10 protein-coding genes are annotated in these 16276 nt (G+C 67.0%); all 10 read right to left on the reverse strand.

The features are described from left to right. Positions 1-46: 46 nt before the first annotated feature. Positions 47-610 (reverse strand): alkyl hydroperoxide reductase subunit C, encoded by a 564-nt coding sequence (gene ahpC / locus AC58D2_RS02315; RefSeq protein ID WP_497386959.1) that lies wholly within the window; start codon positions 608-610, stop codon positions 47-49. A 150-nt stretch (positions 611-760) separates the two neighbouring features. Next, entirely contained in the window at positions 761-2170 is a 1410-nt protein-coding gene (locus AC58D2_RS02320; RefSeq protein WP_497386961.1) for an efflux transporter outer membrane subunit, read from the reverse strand. A gap of 137 nt (positions 2171-2307) precedes the next feature. Next, complete coding sequence (locus tag AC58D2_RS02325; protein WP_497386963.1) at positions 2308-5484, reverse strand: efflux RND transporter permease subunit; 3177 nt, start codon at positions 5482-5484, stop codon at positions 2308-2310. A gap of 93 nt (positions 5485-5577) precedes the next feature. Next, entirely contained in the window at positions 5578-6861 is a 1284-nt protein-coding gene (locus AC58D2_RS02330) for an efflux RND transporter periplasmic adaptor subunit (RefSeq protein ID WP_497386965.1), read from the reverse strand. Between the two features lie 7 nt (positions 6862-6868). Then, positions 6869-7273: a hypothetical protein gene (locus tag AC58D2_RS02335; protein WP_497386967.1), complete on the reverse strand. Its 405-nt coding sequence runs from the start codon at positions 7271-7273 to the stop codon at positions 6869-6871. 299 nt (positions 7274-7572) lie between these two features. Beyond that, positions 7573-8184 carry a TetR/AcrR family transcriptional regulator gene (locus AC58D2_RS02340; protein ID WP_497386969.1) on the reverse strand — a complete coding sequence of 204 codons (612 nt, stop codon included), beginning with the start codon at positions 8182-8184 and terminating at the stop codon, positions 7573-7575. 64 nt (positions 8185-8248) lie between these two features. Further along, positions 8249-9502, reverse strand: a complete 1254-nt coding sequence (locus AC58D2_RS02345) for an MFS transporter (protein WP_497386971.1) — start codon at positions 9500-9502, stop codon at positions 8249-8251. A 68-nt stretch (positions 9503-9570) separates the two neighbouring features. Continuing rightward, on the reverse strand, positions 9571-11940 hold the full coding sequence (locus AC58D2_RS02350; protein WP_497386973.1) for a TonB-dependent receptor: 2370 nt from the start codon (positions 11938-11940) through the stop codon (positions 9571-9573). After that, positions 11934-14903: a beta-phosphoglucomutase gene (gene pgmB / locus AC58D2_RS02355; RefSeq protein ID WP_497386975.1), complete on the reverse strand. Its 2970-nt coding sequence runs from the start codon at positions 14901-14903 to the stop codon at positions 11934-11936. Before pgmB ends, AC58D2_RS02350 begins: the two co-directional genes overlap by 7 nt. Before the next feature lie 126 nt (positions 14904-15029). Next, entirely contained in the window at positions 15030-16031 is a 1002-nt protein-coding gene (locus tag AC58D2_RS02360; RefSeq protein WP_497386977.1) for a LacI family DNA-binding transcriptional regulator, read from the reverse strand. Between the last annotated feature and the right edge of the window lie 245 nt (positions 16032-16276).

A 16276-nucleotide genomic window follows, 5' to 3' on the forward strand; every position in this document is an offset into this window, starting at 1 on the left:
TGGGCCCCCGCCTGCGCGGGGGCACACCGCATCATTGTGTCGTGACTTAGATCTTGCCGACGAGGTCGAGCGAGGGCGCGAGCGTGTCGGCGCCTTCTTCCCACTTCGCGGGGCAGACTTCGCCCGGATGGCTGACCCAATATTGCAGCGCCTTGATCTTGCGCAGCAGTTCGGCCGCGTTGCGGCCCACGCCCTCGGGGGTGATTTCGAGGAGCTGGATCTCGCCCTCGGGGTCGAGGACGAAGGTGCCGCGATCGGCCAGGCCGACGCCTTCACGCAGGACTTCGAAATTGTTCGACAGCGTGTGATTCTGGTCGCCGACCATATAATAGTCGATCTTTCCGATCGCGGGCGAGGTGTCGTGCCACGCCTTGTGACAGAAATGGGTGTCGGTCGAGACCGAGAAGACCTCGACGCCCATATCCTGCAGCTTCGGATAGATGTCGGCCAGATCCTCGAGTTCGGTCGGGCAGACGAAGGTGAAGTCGGCCGGATAGAAGAAGAAAACCGCCCATTTGCCCTTCACGTCGGCGTCGCTGATGTCGACGAACTTGCCCTGCTTGTACGCCGTGGCGCTGAAGGGTTTGAGCTTGGTGTTGAGAACGGACATGGAGAGCCTCCTGCTTGGTTATTGGAAGGCTCCACCTAGCGTTTCATTGTGCAGTGCGGAAATTGGAAATACCCTTAGTCTTGATCGAAATTATCGATTAATAACTCCTTGATTTCACAATTCCCCGAACATATCGACGGCCGTTTCTCATCAGCTTTGCGACCAGCGCCCGCCGAGCGCGCGGAACAGGTCGACTTGCGCGTCGGCGATGCGGGCATCGGCGAGCGCGAGTGCGGCCTGAGCTTCGGCGAAGGTGCGTTCGGCGTCGAGCGCCTCGAGCCCGTCGATCGCGCCCTCGCGTTGCTGCGCGCGGGTGATCCTGACGGCGGTCTCGGCCTGGTCGCGCGCCGACTGGAGCGCGGTGCGCCGGTCGAGGAGGTGGGCATAGGTCGAGAGCGCGGTTTCGGTCTCTTCGAGCGCACCAAGCACTGTGCCGTCGAACGCGGCGAGCGCGGCCTGGCTGTCGGCTTCGGCGCCGTCGATCCGCGCGCGCACCGCTTCCTGATTGGGGAAGGACCAGCTGATCAACGGTCCGAGCAGCCAGCGCAGCGGGCCGCCGCCGAACAAGTCGCCCAGCCCGGTGCTCGTCTGTCCGATCGAACCGCCCAGGCTGATGCGGGGATAAAGGTCGGCGGTCGCGACGCCGATGCGCGCCGTCGCCGCCGCGAGCCGGCGTTCGGCGGCGGCAACGTCGGGACGGCGCGCGAGCAGCGCGGCGCCGTCGCCGACCGGAATCGGCTGGTCGAGCCGCAGGGTTGTCTGCCGTTCGCCAGCGATCGGCGGCAGGTTGGCCGGTGCGCGGCCGGTGAGGGTCGCAAGGCGGAAGAGCGCGGCATCGCGTTCGGCCGCGATGGCCGGAATGTCGGCGCGGCGCTGGTCGCGCAGCGCCGCGACGCGCGCGGTATCGAGCTTCGTTGTCAGGCCAACCTCGGCACGACGCGCACTGAGCGCGACCGACTTGTCGAGCAGATCGACGATATGGCGCGCGACGCTCAGGCGCTCGGCGGCCGAAGCGGCGTCGGCATAGGCGCGCGCGGTTTCGGCGGCGACGATGACGCGGACGGCATCGGCATCGGCCTCGGCGGCGGCGAGATCGCCGCGCGCCGCCTCGACCCCGCGCGAGACGCGGCCGAACAGGTCGACCTCGTAGCCGACGGACAGGCCGCCATCGACCTGCCACCCCTCGCGGTCGGCGCCGGGCAGCGTCTGGTTCTCGCTGACGCGGCCGTAGTTTGCCCCGGCGCCGAGGTTCGTCGACGGCAGGCGGTCGCCGCGCACTTCGCGCAAGCTCGCGCGCGCCTTGGCGATGCGGGCGATGGCAACGCGGATATCGGTGTTCGCCGCAAGCGCGTCGGCGACGAGGCCGTCGAGCACCGGGTCCTGGTAGAGCCGCCACCATTCGGGATCGGCGGGCGCGGTCGTCGTCACACCTTGTTTGACGGACAGGAGCGGGCCGGACGCCGCGGAGGGAGGCGTGGGGGGAGCGAAGTCCGGCCCGACCGCGCAGGCCGATAGCATCAGCGCGGAAACGGTGGAGATGAGGAAGCTGCGGAGGATCATCGAACGGCTCCTGAAATTTGGGACTGTGTGTCCCCGCGAAGGCGGGGACCCATTACCGACGGGTTCGAGATGGCGCCGTCGGGAGATGGGCTCCCGCCTTCGCGGGAGCACACCAAGGTTCTGCGCGGTCGCCGCCATCATTCGGCTGCCACAGGGGCCGGCGCGCCCTGTCCGCCCTGCCGGCCGCGCGCCGCGATGCGGTCGCCGATCGTGCGGCAGACGACATAGAAGGTCGGGGTGTAGATCAGCCCGAACAGGGTGACGCCGATCATCCCATAGAAGACGGCGGTGCCAAGCGCCTGGCGCAGCTCGTAGCCGGGACCCGACGCCCAGACGAGCGGCGCCACGCCCAGGATGAAGGCGAAGCTGGTCATCAGGATCGGGCGAAGCCGCGCGCGCGCCGCCTCTACCGCCGCTTCGACCACCGTCGCGCCGCGCTCTTCGGCCTGCTTGGCGAATTCGACGATCAGGATCGCATTCTTCGCCGCAAGCGCGATCAGCACGATCAGGCCGATCTGGGTCAGGATATTATTGTCGAGACCCCTGAGGTTGACGCCCGCCATCGCGGCCAGCAGCGTCATCGGCACGATCAGGATGATCGCGAGCGGCAGCATCAGGCTTTCGAACTGCGCGGCCAGCACCAGGAAGACGAACACCACCGACAGCGCAAAGATCAGCGCGGCGATATTGCCCGCCGCCTTTTGCTGGAAAGCGATGCCGGTCCATTCGGCCGAGAAACCCGCGGGCAGATTTTCGGCGACCTTTTCCATCACCTCGATCGCCTGGCCGGTCGAAGTTCCCGGCGCGGTCTCGCCATCGACCTCGACCGCGGGGAAGAGGTTGTAGCGGGTGACGCGATAGGGACCGGTCCTGTCGCTGAAGGTCGCGACCGCGCCGATCGGCACCATCTCGCCCGTGTTCGACCGCGTCTTCAGGCGCGCGATGTCCGACGGATCGTCGCGCGCCGCGGCTTCGGCCTGCGCCGTGACGCGGAAGGTGCGCCCGAGCAGGTTGAAGTCGTTGACATAGGCCGAGCCCAGATAGACTTGCAGCGCCTCGAACACCCGCGACGGCGGCACGCCGAGCATGTCGGACTTGGCGCGGTCGATGTCGGCGTACACGCGCGGCGTCGCGGTGTTGTAGAGGGTGAAGACATTCGCGAGCTCGCGCTGCTGATGCGCTTCGCCGATCAACTGGCCCGACGCCTGTTCGAGCGCCTGATAGCCCGCGTCGCCGCGATCCTGCACGATCATGCGATAGCCGCCGCCATTGCCGATGCCCTGGATCACCGGCGGCGGGATCACGAACACGAAGGCGTCGTTCACGTCGGCGAGCGCCGCGCGCATATCGTCCTCGATATTGCGTTCGGTGCGGTCGGTTCCCGCGCGTTCGGCGAAGGGCTTGAAGGTGACATAGGCCGCCCCGGCGTTCGACGCCTGCGTTCCCGAGGCGCCGTCGAAGCCGGCGAACATCACCGCCGCCTCGGTGCCGGGCACGTCGAGCAGCTTCTTCACCACCTTCTTGAGCACCGCATCGGTCTGCTGGATCGAGCTGCCGGGCGGGAGCTGGATCGCGGCAAGCGCATAGCCCTGATCCTGCGCAGGCACGAAGCCCGCCGGCGTCGCCCAGAAGATCGCGGTGGTCGCGACGATCAGCCCGCCGTAAGTCGCGAGCGCCTTGCGCGGGACGCCGATGATCCGGCGCGCACTCTCTCCATACCAGTTGCTGAGCCGATCGAAGGCGCGGTTGAAGCGGTCGCCCGCGAGCCAGGCATGGCGGCGCCATCCCGACGCGGGCGCCTGTGCTTCGCGCGGACGCAGCAGCAACGCGGCGAGCGCGGGCGACAGGGTGAGCGAGAGGACGAGCGAAATCACCGTCGCCGTGGCGATCGTCACCGCGAACTGGCGATAGAATTCGCCGGTGATGCCGGTGAGGAAGGTCGTCGGGACGAACACCGCGCACAGCACGAGCACGATCGCGACGAGCGCCGCCGACACCTCGTCCATCGAGGTGTGCGCGGCATCGCGCGGGGACAGGCCGTGTTCCATATTGCGTTCGACATTCTCGACGACGACGATCGCGTCGTCGACGACGATGCCGATCGCGAGCACGAGTCCGAACATCGACAGCGTGTTGAGCGAATAGCCGAGCCCGGCGAGCACCGCGAAGGTGCCGATCAGCGACACGGGGATCGCGACGATCGGGATGATCGCGGCGCGCCAGCTTTGCAGGAAGACGATGATCACGACGACGACGAGCAGCATCGCCTCGAGCAGCGTCTTCTGCACCGCGTGCATCGATTCGCTGATGAACTCGGTCGGGTTCCAGATGATCCTGTATTCGAGGCCCTTGGGGAAGGTTTTCGCCGCGTCGGCGAGCTGGGCCTTCACCCCTTCGGAGGCGGCGAGCGCGTTGGTGCCCGGCCGCTGGGTGATCCCCATGATGATTGAATCCTGGCCCGAGAGATAGGCGTTGACGCCATAATCCTCGGCCCCCAGCTCGACGCGCGCGACGTCGCGCAGGCGCGTGATTGCGCCGGTCGGATCGGTGCGGACGATGATATTGGCGAACTCGTCGGCGGTCTTGAAGCGGCCCTGCGTCTCGACATTGAGCTGGTGCGCGGCGCCCGTGTCGAACGGCGGCTGGCCAACGACGCCGGCGGCGACCTGGACATTCTGCGCGCGCAGCGCGGACACGATGTCGCCCGCGGTCAGGTTGAGCTCCGCCGCGCGGCCGGGGTCGATCCACACGCGCATCGCATAGTCGCGCGCGCCGAACACCTGCACGTCGCCGATGCCGTCGACGCGCGTCAGCCGGTCCTTGAGCTGGGTCAGCGCATAGTTGGAGACATAGCTGCGGTCGAGCGAGCCGTCGGGCGAGAGGACGTTGACCGCCATCAGCCATGACGGCGAGGTCTTGCGCACCACGACGCCCTGCCGCCGGACCTCTTCGGGCAGGCTCGGTTCGGCGAGCGCGACGCGGTTCTGGACGAGCACCTGCGCGGTGTCGAGGTCGGTGCCGAGCTTGAAGGTGACGGTAATCGTCAGCCGCCCGTCGCCGGTCGATTGCGACGATTGATAGAGCATGTTGTCGACGCCGTTGATCTGTTGCTCGATCGGCGCCGCGACGGTGTCGGCGACGGTTTCGGCCGACGCGCCCGGATAGCTGGCGCTGACCGTTACCGTCGGCGGAACCACCGCGGGGAATTGCGACACCGGCAGCCCGAAATAGGCGAAGGCGCCGATGATCGTGATGATGATCGCGATTACGCCCGCGAAGATCGGGCGGCGGATGAAGAAATGGCTGAGACGCATGTCGAGCCTCCTCGGCCCACGGGGGCCGGCAAATGATGAAAATCGGATGGCAGCGCGGCATCGCCCCGGACACGGCCGGCGCGATGTCCGGCCTTACCCCGCGAGCGTCGCCTGCGATGCGGCGGGCGACTGTCCCTCGCCGATCTCGGTCGCGGCGGGCGCGGTTTTCGGCCGGATCGTCGTCGGCTTCGCCGTGACCTTTCCGCCCGGCTGGGCGAACTGGATGCCTTGCACGATCACCCGGTCCTGTGCCGTCAGGCCCGACCGGATCACGCGCAGGCCGGCGACGAGCGGCCCGGTTTCGACCGTTCGTGCCGCGACCGTGCCGTCCTTGGCGACGACGAACACCTGCTTGCGCGCCTGATCGGTGCGGACTGCGGCGTCGGGAACGAGCAGCGCCGACACCTGGCCACCCTGTGCGAGCCGCATGTTGCCGAACATGCCGGGGGTCAGGAAATAGTCGGGATTGTCGATTACCGCACGCACGCGGAGCGTTCCCGAATGATCGTTGATCGCATTGTCGGTGAAATCGACGTGGCCGGTCCAGTTATAGGCGCTTTCGTCCTGCAACCGGACCTCGACCTGCTGACCCGTCGTCCGGCCGGCCTGCCGGTCGCGCTGCGCCTTGAGGAACAGCGCTTCCGAACTGTCGAAGGCGAAATAAATCGGATCGAGCGCGTTGATCGTCGTGAGCAGCGTGCCCGCGCCTTCGCCCGCCGCGACCAGGTTGCCGGGGTCGACGCGGCGATCCGAAATGCGGCCGCCGATCGGCGCGCGGACGCGGGTGAATTCGACGTCGAGCGACCGCGAACGGACGCGTGCGTCGGCGGCTGCGAGTGCGGCAGTCGCGGCGCGGACTTCGGCGTTGAGCTGATCGACATCGCTTTGCGAGATCGCATCGTCGGCGACGAGCCGGTTCGCACGCGCCAGGTTGGTGCGGGCAAGCGCGAGTTTGCTGCGCGCGCTCGCGGCGTCGGCCTGTGCTTCAGCGAGCGCGGCGTTGAACGGACGCGGGTCAATCGTGAAGAGCAGCTGCCCCTTGCGCACGATCTGGCCGTCCTTGAAATGAATGCCGGTGAGCTGGCCAGAGACGCGCGGACGCACCTCGACCGAGCGGCTCGCCTCGAAGCGGCCGACATAGTCGTCCCACTCGGTAATCTCGCGCGCCAGCGGCGCAGCGACGGTGACGACGGGCAACGACGGTGCGGCGTTCGCCGGGCCTTCGCGGTGGGTCAGCGCATAGCCTGCCGCGACGAGGATCGCGAGCGGCAGGCCGATCTGGAGCGCGCGGCGCCAGCGGCGCGGCGACACGGGGGAGGTCGGCGCGGGGGCGGTCTTTGCCGCCTCCTCGCGCCGGATCGGGGAGAGCATGTTCATGGGACGGTTACTTTCGGAAGAGGCGGGCGACGTGCACTTCGGCGACGCGCTTGCCCAGCAGTTCGTAATGATCGGGCGAATAGCCGGCTGCGAAAAAGGCCTTGAGCTCGCTCTTCGGCACCGAATAGCTGTGGTGCCAGGTCAGCACCGCCATGCGGCGCAGCGCCTCGAGCTTCGGATCGGCGAGCCGCCGGTTGACGGCGTTTCCGAACAGTGCGGCAAGGATCTTCGCGATGCGCCCCGGTTCGCGCAGGCTCGATGGCCGGTCGTGACGCGCAAGCATCACGACCGACCATTCCAGCGCCGAGAAACCTGCGGGATTCTGGGCTTTCGGCGCTGCGGGGGCGGGGAAGCGCGGGGTGGGTTCGATGGCGCGCGGGGCACGCTCGGCAAGGGCAAGTGTGGCCATCATCGGGTCCTCCTTGGGTCGATTTGCCGGGCGCAAGGGGGCTCACGCCCCGGGACATACTTGCGCCCGGCGAGGGGAGATTTCGAAGTTGGGGAAGCCGTCCGACGCCCGGGGGGCACCGATCCGGTTTCTCGCGATGTGTTGGGCTGACCTAGCGGACCAGGTCGGGATTGAACGGACAGTGGCTCATGGGCGCTCCCTTCGCTCGTCGCGGCGAAGTGGCCGCCCCGACCATCTGTACTATGCGGTATATAAATCCGCCGTTCATCTTGTCAAGGAGTTTTGTACCAGCTGTTACAGAATTATTTGCTGGGCCATAAAGCCAGGCTTGTTTCCACCAGCCGCTCAAGATCGGCGCGGGGGGCCCCGGCGCTTGCCTGAACCGTCAAACCTTGCAGGATGGCGAGCATATGGCCGGTCAATCCTTCGGGATCGATATGGTCGGGCAGGTCGCCCTCCGCCTTGGCGCGCGCAAAGCGGTCGACGAGCGCGCGCTGTGACGAGGCGCGGCGGCGCACGACATCGGCCTTGATCGAATCGGCCTCCGGGCTGCACGCAAGCGTGCCGAGCAGGCCCATGCACCCTTTGGGATCCTCGGCGCCGCAATGGCGATCAAGCGCGCCGCGCAGATAATATTCGGCGACGGCGCGTGCGGTCGGCTGTTCGAGTGCGGCGCGCGTATAGTCGAGCTTTTCGGATTCATAGAGGTCGAGCGCCTTGTGAAACAGCGCTTCCTTGTTGCCAAAGGCGGCATAGAGGCTGGGCTTGGTAATCCCCATCGCCTCGGTCAGATCGGCCATGGACGCCCCGTCATAGCCTTTCGCCCAAAAGACGCGCAGCGCTTCGGCGAGCGCTTGGTCGACGCAGAATTCGCGCGGGCGCCCTTTGGCGACGGGGAGGGTGTCACTTTCCATAACGAGCGGTATATAATAATCCGCCCCGATAAGTCCAGAGGACATCGGTGGCCGGGCAAGGGCCTCAGGCGAGGGCGGTTGTGCCGGCGGCGTCATGCCGGATGCGTCGGCGCAACCAGAAGAGACCAAGGGCCAGCACCGCGGTCGGCACCAGCATCAGCATAAAGGCCGTACGCCCGTCGAGATGATCGAACAAGGCCCCGGTAATTAGCGACCCCGTCGTTCCGCCCAGCGCCGAAAACACGACGACAAGACCCATTAGCGGCGGATGCTGCCGGGCGGGCATCGCGCTGAGCATTACCGAGATGATCGTCGGATAGACCGGCGCCAGCACCACGCCGATCAGCGGGAACAGGAACGCCGCGACGGGCGCTTCGCCCCAGCTTGCGATCGCACGCGGCGACAGGCCGTCGGCGAGCGGCAGGACGAGGACGATCAGCGCCGCCAGAAGGGCAAGGCAGGTGTTGAGCACCGGATACCAGTCGAAACGCGCCATCACGGCACCGGCGCCGAACCGTCCGACTGCCAGCGCGGCGGCGAACAGGCTGGCCGCCTGGACGCTCATCTGGGCGGGCAGGTGCAACACCTCTTTGTTGAAGGTCGGCAGCCAGGTCTGGATTCCCTGCTCGATCAGCACGAACAGGAAGGCGCAGGCGATGAAGATGAGCACGAGCGGCAGCAGGGCGAGGCGCAGCATCGCGAAGAGTGGCGGGCCTTCCGCCGTTGCCGCCTCTTCGCCTTCATGGGCCTTGCGCTCGTCGACCGGGGCCGAAAGCAACAGCGCAAGCGCGAGCGCCGGGATCGCCGCGAGCACCCAATAGGCGCTCAGCCAACGCAGGCCGGTCGGGTCGATGAAGGCGCTGAACACCCAATAGGAGGACAGCACCCCGACCATGAACATGCCCTCGATCAGGCTGGTCAGGCTGGCGTGCTTGCGCGGGCTATCGGTAACGAGCCCGATCATCGAATAGACGACGACCTTGGCCACGGCAAAGGCCGCTCCGACCATCGCGAAATGCAGTCGCGCGATATCGAAGCTCTGGCCGAGCGGCATGACCGCGCACGCCGCGAGTGCGACGATCAGCGCGATGACGAGCGAATTTTTCAGGCCGACGCGCGGCAGATAGCTGGCGGTGGCGAAGGACACGACCGCGATAGTGATGTCCTTGAAGCCTTCGAGCGTGCTCGCCTGCGGCTTGGTCACGTCGAAGCTGGAAATCGACTGGAGGATCACCGTGCCGACGCTGTTCAGCAGCATCGCAAAGGCGACATAGGTCAGGATCAGTGCGGCGATCAGCCGGGTACGGGCCATGGTCATCGCTCACCCTTCTGCCAAAAAGAGGGGTGGCCGCGAAGAGGCCGCGGCCACCCAAGGGGAGGGATGGATCAGAATTTATAGGCCGCGCTGAACCGGAACGAGCGGCCGAGGATCGGACGCGCGTTGATCACCCCGGCGCCCTGCGAGCCGATGACCCGCGGATTGCCTTCGGTGAGCCCCACCTTGTCGGTCAGATTATCCGCGGTCACCGCGAATTGCAGCGCGCGATTGACGTCGAAGGTGATGCCCGCGTCGATCTTGAAATAATGCGGCAGGTTCTGCTGGTTTTCGGGATCGGAGAAGCGGTCGCCAACATAGGAGAAGGTCGAATAGACCGAAACCTTGCTGTCGTCCCCGAACTCGAAATCATAGGAGGGCGTGACGCGCCATTGCCACTTCGGCTGGCGCTGCACGCGGTTGCCGGTCAGGTCGACCGTCCCGCCGCCCGAGAAGAAGTCGCGGTATTTGGCGTCGAGCCAGGTACCCGAAAAGGCGATGGTGAAATCGCGCGTCGGGCGCAACGCACCTTCGAGCTCGAGACCGGTGCTGCGCGCTCCGCCGACCGACGCGATCGGCGCGCCGTCGGTGATGACAGAGGTGGACAGTCCCTTGAACTTGGTGTGGAACAGCGTCGCATACAGCGACAGCATGTCGGTCCGCACCTTCAACCCGCCTTCGAAATTGTCGACGCGGGGCGAGACGAAGATGCCGTCGCGTAGATTGTCGAAGAAGGGGTTGGTGTTGCCGCGATTGTAGCGAACATAGGCGGCGACCGTCGGCGAGAAGTCGTAGTTGAGACCCGCCGTCCACGACCATGCGCCCTTCTTGTACGCGAGCGTGCTGAAGGTGCCGTTGAGCACCGCCGTGCTGTTGTCGTACAGCGTGTCGTCGTCGCCGTCGACATTGACCCCGAAATCATTGTTTTCGAGCGTCCCCGTCGCCTTGTAATGCTGGTAGCGCAACCCCGCGTCGAGCCGCAGCTCGGGGGTCAGCTGAAACTCGTCGACCGCATAGAAGGCATATTCGCGCCCGTCATAGGCGGCGTTGACGTTGAAGGTCGACCCGCCGGTAAAGCCGCGCGTCGTCGCGAGCTGCCCGTTGGCGAGCACGAGATCGAGAACCCGGCCGTTATTTTCCGCCGTGATCAGCCGGTTATTGCCGAGGTTCCACTGGTCGTTCGACGAAAAGTCGGAGAAATAGGCGCCGACGGTGAACTTGTTGCTGCCGCTGTCCCATTCGACCGCAAGGTCGTTGGTGAAATCCTCGATCTGTTTCCGGACGATCCAGGTGCCGGCGAGTATCACCTGCTGCGCGCCGGGGTTGGCGACCGCATCGCCGCCGTTGACATAGGTCAGGCTGCCGATCGTGCTGCCGAGCGAGGCGGCATAGTCGGCGGCCGACATCGCCGAGCTTGCCGGGACGAATCCGGTCGTGTCGGCGTCGCCCTTCAGATAGCTCGCACGATAGCGCAGGTTGATGCCGTCGCCGAGTTCGTAATCGAAATTGGTGCCGAGGTTGACCAGATCGGCGCCGCGCCCGTCGCCCAGGTCGGCGCGCTGGCCGTCCTGGAGCAGCGCGAGCCGCGTTTCGGGTCCGGCGAGCGCGCCGCTGCCCGGATCGATATTGCCGAACTGGCTGATCTTGTTGCCGTCTTGGATCACCGGAATCGGCAGCAACCACTGGCCATGATCGTTCAGATAGCGGGCAAAGACGAGGATCGAGCCCTTGTCGAGTTCGTGCCGGACATTGGCGGTGATCTGTCCGCCCTTTTCGGACGTGAAGCCCGGGTTGCGGATGCCGTGGCCGCTCGCATAATATCCGCCGACCATGAAGCTGGTATTCTCACCGAGCGGGCCGGAGAGCAGCATGTCGCCGCGCATGTCGCCATAGTCGGTGATGCCGGCCTTCACGAGGCCTTCGAAGTCGGGGCCGCCCTCTTTCTGGACGAAGTTGATCGTCAGACCCGGCTGGCCATTGCCGAACAGCGCGCCGGTGCCGCCGCGAACCGCCTCGACTCGCTCGATGGTCTCGTCGATGCGGATGAGCTGGCTGTTTTCGAGGAAGGACAGCGTCGGGGGCGAGAAGAAGGGGACGCCCTGCGTCGTCAGCGTCACGAACTCGGCGTCGCCGCCCGACGGGTAGCCGCGCACGAAGACGTTCGCGCCATTCTGGCCGCCGGAGCTTTCGGCCGAGACGCCGGGGATGACCTTGAACAGGTCGGCGGTGCTGTTCGGCGCCGCGCGCGCGATCGCGTCGGAGTTGATATTGGTCACCGCAAAGGCCGCGTCCTGGCGGTTGACGCCGCCCCCGGCGGTGCCGGTGACGATGATTTCCTGGTCCGCGCCCGTGTCGTCCGATGCGGGCGCTTCCTGGGCAAAGGCGGCCGCCGGCAGGGCGGCGAGCGCGATAGACGACAGCAGATAGCTCGTCTTCAACATGGTAGTTCCTCCACTTTTCCTGGTCTGGTTTTCGGGCTCCCCGGCGCGGCCGCTCGCTGTTCTGCCGACAGGATGGTGCCGACCGTCAGGTCGCCGATGGCGGGAAGGTTGAGGTCGGCGTCGGGCAGCGCCTCTTCAGACCCGATGCCAATAGCCACCATGCCCGCCGCATGGATGGCCGTGATGCCGGCCCGCGCATCCTCGATGCCGATGCACTGGTCCGGCGCAAGGCCCATGCCGTCGGCACAGGCCAGGAAAATGTCGGGCGCGGGCTTTGCTGCCTCGACGGCACCCGCATCCGCGATGAAATCGAACTGGTCGGCGATGCCGAGCCGCCGGACGACGTCGGGGGCGTTGCGGCTTGCCGAAGCAAGCCCGATTCTGAGCCCCGCCCACCGCAGCGCCGCGAACAGGTCGGTCACGCCGGGAAACAGATTGTCGGGCGAATAGGCGGCAAGTCGCGCGCGATAGATGTCGTTCTTTTCGGCGAGCATCGCAGCGAAGCGCGCGTCGTCGACGTCGCTGCCCGCACCTTCGAGAATCAGCCGTAGCGAGCCTGCGCGGTCGACCCCTTTCAGCCGCTGGTTCGCGGCCCGGTCGAACGGCAGGCCATGCTTGTCGGCGAGCGCCTGCCACGCGACATAATGATCCTCGGCGGTGTCGGTCAGCACGCCGTCGAGGTCGAAGATCACGCCCTTCAGCGCCGGCCGCGGCGCGAAGACCGGATCGGCCCCGACCGTCAGCGCGCGGCCGTGATCGAGGATCGCGAGCGGGTCGCCCGAGAGCAGGCGATAGGTGGCGCCCGCCCGATCGACCGCGACCTCGATCGTGCTGCCGCGCCAGCAAAGCCGGAAGCTGAAGCCGCGCCAGGCGTCGGGGAGCAGCGGGCGAAAGGCGGGGAGCGGCCCGTCGAGCGCCAGCCCGCCCCAGCCCTGTGCGAGCACGAGCCAGCTTCCCGCGAGCGCCGCCATGTGCAGGCCGTGCGAGGTGTTGCCGTGCCGGTTTTCGAGGTCGACAAAGGCGCATTCGGCGTGGAAATGCAGCGCGTGCTGCGCGTGGCCGAGCCGCGCCGCGGCGATGCCGAAGGCGACCGACGACAGCGTCGAATCATGCGCGGTGACACCGTCGTAAAAGGCGAGGTTGCGCTGCTGGCGCGACAGCGGCATCGGCACCAGGTCCATCGCCATCGCCTGTACGACATCGCCCTGCTTGCAGATGCGGTGGCGGAACAGGATCATCGGATGATAGTCGAGGAGCAGCGGCCCGCGTTCGCCGAGCGGCTTGAGCCCGGGAAGTTCGGGCCGGCCGAGAAAGGCGTCGTCCTGAGGGTTGATGCCGGTTTCTGCATCGACCGGCAGCCACATCGCCTCCGCTGCGCGCCGCCATTCGGCGACCTCCGCCGTATCGAGGCCGATGGCGTCCGCCAGCGCGGCAAAGGCGCCGGGTGCCGTCCGGTTCAGCCAGTCGGCGGTATCGGCGGCATAGGTCAGGTGCCGCTTCGCGATCGCGTTGGTATAGAAATCATTGTCAACGAGCGCGGAATATTCGTCGGGTCCGGTGACGCCCGGCAGGCAGAAGGCACCGCCGCGCCGCGGGTCGAAATGGCCGATGTCGATCCATATCCGCGCGGTCTCGCTCAGCATTTCGGCGGCATCGCGCCGCAACGCCTCGTCGCCGGTCGCCGCGACATACAGCGCGACCCCGTGCGCAATATCGCCATTGATATGATATTGCGCCGACCCCGTCGGATAATGCGCCGAACATTCGTCCCCGGCGATCGTGCGCCACGGATACAGCGCGCCTTTCGCATGGCCGATCGCCGCGGCGTGATCGCGCGCCCGATCGAGCTTTCCGATGCGATAGGCCAGCAAGGTGCGGGCCCGTTCGGGGGCCTGGAGGGCGAGAACGGGGAGCATGAAGGCTTCGGCGTCCCAAAACACATGACCTTCATAGCCTTCGCCCGACAGGCCCTTGGCGGCGATGCTGTAGGCGGGGTTGCGGCTCGCCGATTGATGGAGCTGAAAGAGGTCGAAGCGCAGCGCCTCGGTCAGCGGCTCGTCGCCGTCGATCGTCAGCGCGGCGCTGTGCCACAGGCGGCCGGCTGCTGCGCGCTGCTGTTCGGCGATCGCGTCGAACCCCGCCGAGGCGGCCCCCGGTTCGGCCGGCGCACCGCGGGCCGAAGCGATGTCGACGATGCGATCGATCTGTAGCGCCGTGTCCGCGGCCAGCTCGGCGCGGACGACATGGCCCGCATGCACCGCCGCGACCTGCGCGCCCGCGCTGACGACCTGCTGGCGATAGGCGAGCTCGATCCCGGCCTGCGCGAAGCGGGTGATCGCGGGCGTATCGCCGGGCGCGGCCGGCGCGACCGGCCAGGTCGATGGCAGCCGGGCCGAAATGCGCGGGTCGTCGGCGTCGGCGGCATCGCCGGCGGCGGATTCATGTCCATAGGTCAGCCATGCCTGCACCCGCGCCGCGAATCCGCAGGGCGTGATCTCCAAGCGCGAGGCGATCGTCGCGGCGCCTTCGAGCGGCACGATGCGGATCGCTGCGATCGCGATCTCGCGCCCGTCGGTCAGCCGCCACCGGGCGCTCCGATGGAGCTGGCCCGACGCAAGGTCGAGGTCCTGTACCGCGTCGACAAGCTCGGCGGCGGCAAAATCGACGGGGCGGCCGTCGATGTGCAATCGCAGCAGCAGCGGACTCGGGCATTTGATCCGCGTGTCGGTCGCGGTGGCATAGCCCGGAAAGCTCTCATGATAGGAAAGCGGGCGGCTGACGAAAGCGTCGGGCAGGTAGCAGCACGGGGCGTCGGCGCATTCGTCGGCGACGCCCTCGACCCCGACGAGGCCGTTGGCGAGCGCGAACAGCGCGCGCGCCTGATCGCCGGCCGCGTCCTTGCCGCGCCGGACGAGCCGCATCGTGTCGGAATTGGTCCCGGATAGTGCCACCAGCGTCCTCACCCTGTCGCGCCTTGGCTGGCGCGTATTCTGAATGAGCGCATTTTCGGCAAAATGGTATCGATGTCAAGATATCGATACCATTTGAAAATAAAGCTCTGGTTCGATTGGGATTTTCGAAGGTTCGGATCAGCTTTCCCGGGTAACCAGCTCGACCGGCATCGCGCGTGATTCGACCGGCTTTCCGGCTACGCGTGCAAGCACCTTCTGCGCGAGCAGCGCCCCCCCGAGCGCCCAGTCCTGGCGGATGCTGGTCAGGCTCGGCGAAAACAGGGCGGCGCCGGGCGAATCGTCGAAACCCACGACCGACACGTCGGCGGGCACCTCGCGTCCGGCGGCGCGCAGCGCCTCTATCGCACCCATTGCAATGGCGTCGCTGCATGCGAAGATGCCGTCGAAACCGGACGTTCCGCCGGCGAGCGCCGCGGCGACCGCATCGCGCCCGGCCGCCACGGTGAAGGCGCAGGAAATCTCGTCGACGAGGGCGGCCCCCGATTCGGCGACGCGTTCGGCAAAGCCGCGCAGACGGTCTTCCGCCTCGCCGTGCATCGGCTCGCCGAGGAATAGGAGGCGCCGGCGCCCGCGGCCGAGCAGATAGTCGGCTGCGAGCCGGCCGCCGGCGCGGTTGTCGCTGCCGACGACAATGCGCTCGGGCGGGCCATGTTCGGCGCCCCACACGACATAGGGCAGTCCCGTCGCTTCGATCACCGATGCCGCATCGTCGTGCACCCCCTGGCCGAGCAGGATCACGCCGTCGGCGGACGGCGGGCAGTCGGAGAAGAGGTCGATGGTGGTCAGCACCATATTCTGACCCGCCTCCGTCAATTCCTGTAGAATCCCGCCGAGCAGAAGCAGCGGATAGGGCTCGCTCATCAACCGGTCGTGCGACGGGGTCATTTCGATCACCACCGCGATCGTCCGGCTGCGCTGCTGGCGCAGGTTGCGTGCCGAAACGTTGAGGCGATATCCCATGCGTTCGGCGGCTTCGCGGATTGCCTGGCGCGTGCTGTCCTTGACCGTCGAATGGTTCGACAGGGCGCGCGATACGGTGATCTTTGCGACGCCCAGTTCGCGCGCGATATCGGCCATTGTCGGGCGCGACGCCCCGCCATCCCCGGCGCCGCGCGTCACGAGCGCGTCCGGCCGCGATGGTCGGCGGAGAGATGACGGTCGGTACGGATCGCGCGCTGGCCCATGCCCCCCCATAACGCGCGGCGTCGCTGTTTCACAAGAGTGCTGCCACGCCGCCGCGCCGCCGCCAAGCGCCTGATAGAGCGCGACATAGCCGGGCGGCCCGGCCGACGGCAAGGCGGCGGGCGTGGCGGGCGGAGCGAGCGCCTTTTCGCGCCATTGATTAACCCCATTTTACCTGTCAT

The organism is Sphingopyxis sp. CR5, assembly GCF_059693785.1.

Coding starts and splice junctions, on each gene's coding strand:
- ahpC (WP_497386959.1), bottom strand. CDS start 610: ATGTCCGTTCTCAACACCAAGCTCAAACCCTTCAGCGCCACGGCGTAC.
- AC58D2_RS02320 (WP_497386961.1), bottom strand. CDS start 2,170: ATGATCCTCCGCAGCTTCCTCATCTCCACCGTTTCCGCGCTGATGCTA.
- AC58D2_RS02325 (WP_497386963.1), bottom strand. CDS start 5,484: ATGCGTCTCAGCCATTTCTTCATCCGCCGCCCGATCTTCGCGGGCGTA.
- AC58D2_RS02330 (WP_497386965.1), bottom strand. CDS start 6,861: ATGAACATGCTCTCCCCGATCCGGCGCGAGGAGGCGGCAAAGACCGCC.
- AC58D2_RS02335 (WP_497386967.1), bottom strand. CDS start 7,273: ATGATGGCCACACTTGCCCTTGCCGAGCGTGCCCCGCGCGCCATCGAA.
- AC58D2_RS02340 (WP_497386969.1), bottom strand. CDS start 8,184: ATGGAAAGTGACACCCTCCCCGTCGCCAAAGGGCGCCCGCGCGAATTC.
- AC58D2_RS02345 (WP_497386971.1), bottom strand. CDS start 9,502: ATGACCATGGCCCGTACCCGGCTGATCGCCGCACTGATCCTGACCTAT.
- AC58D2_RS02350 (WP_497386973.1), bottom strand. CDS start 11,940: ATGTTGAAGACGAGCTATCTGCTGTCGTCTATCGCGCTCGCCGCCCTG.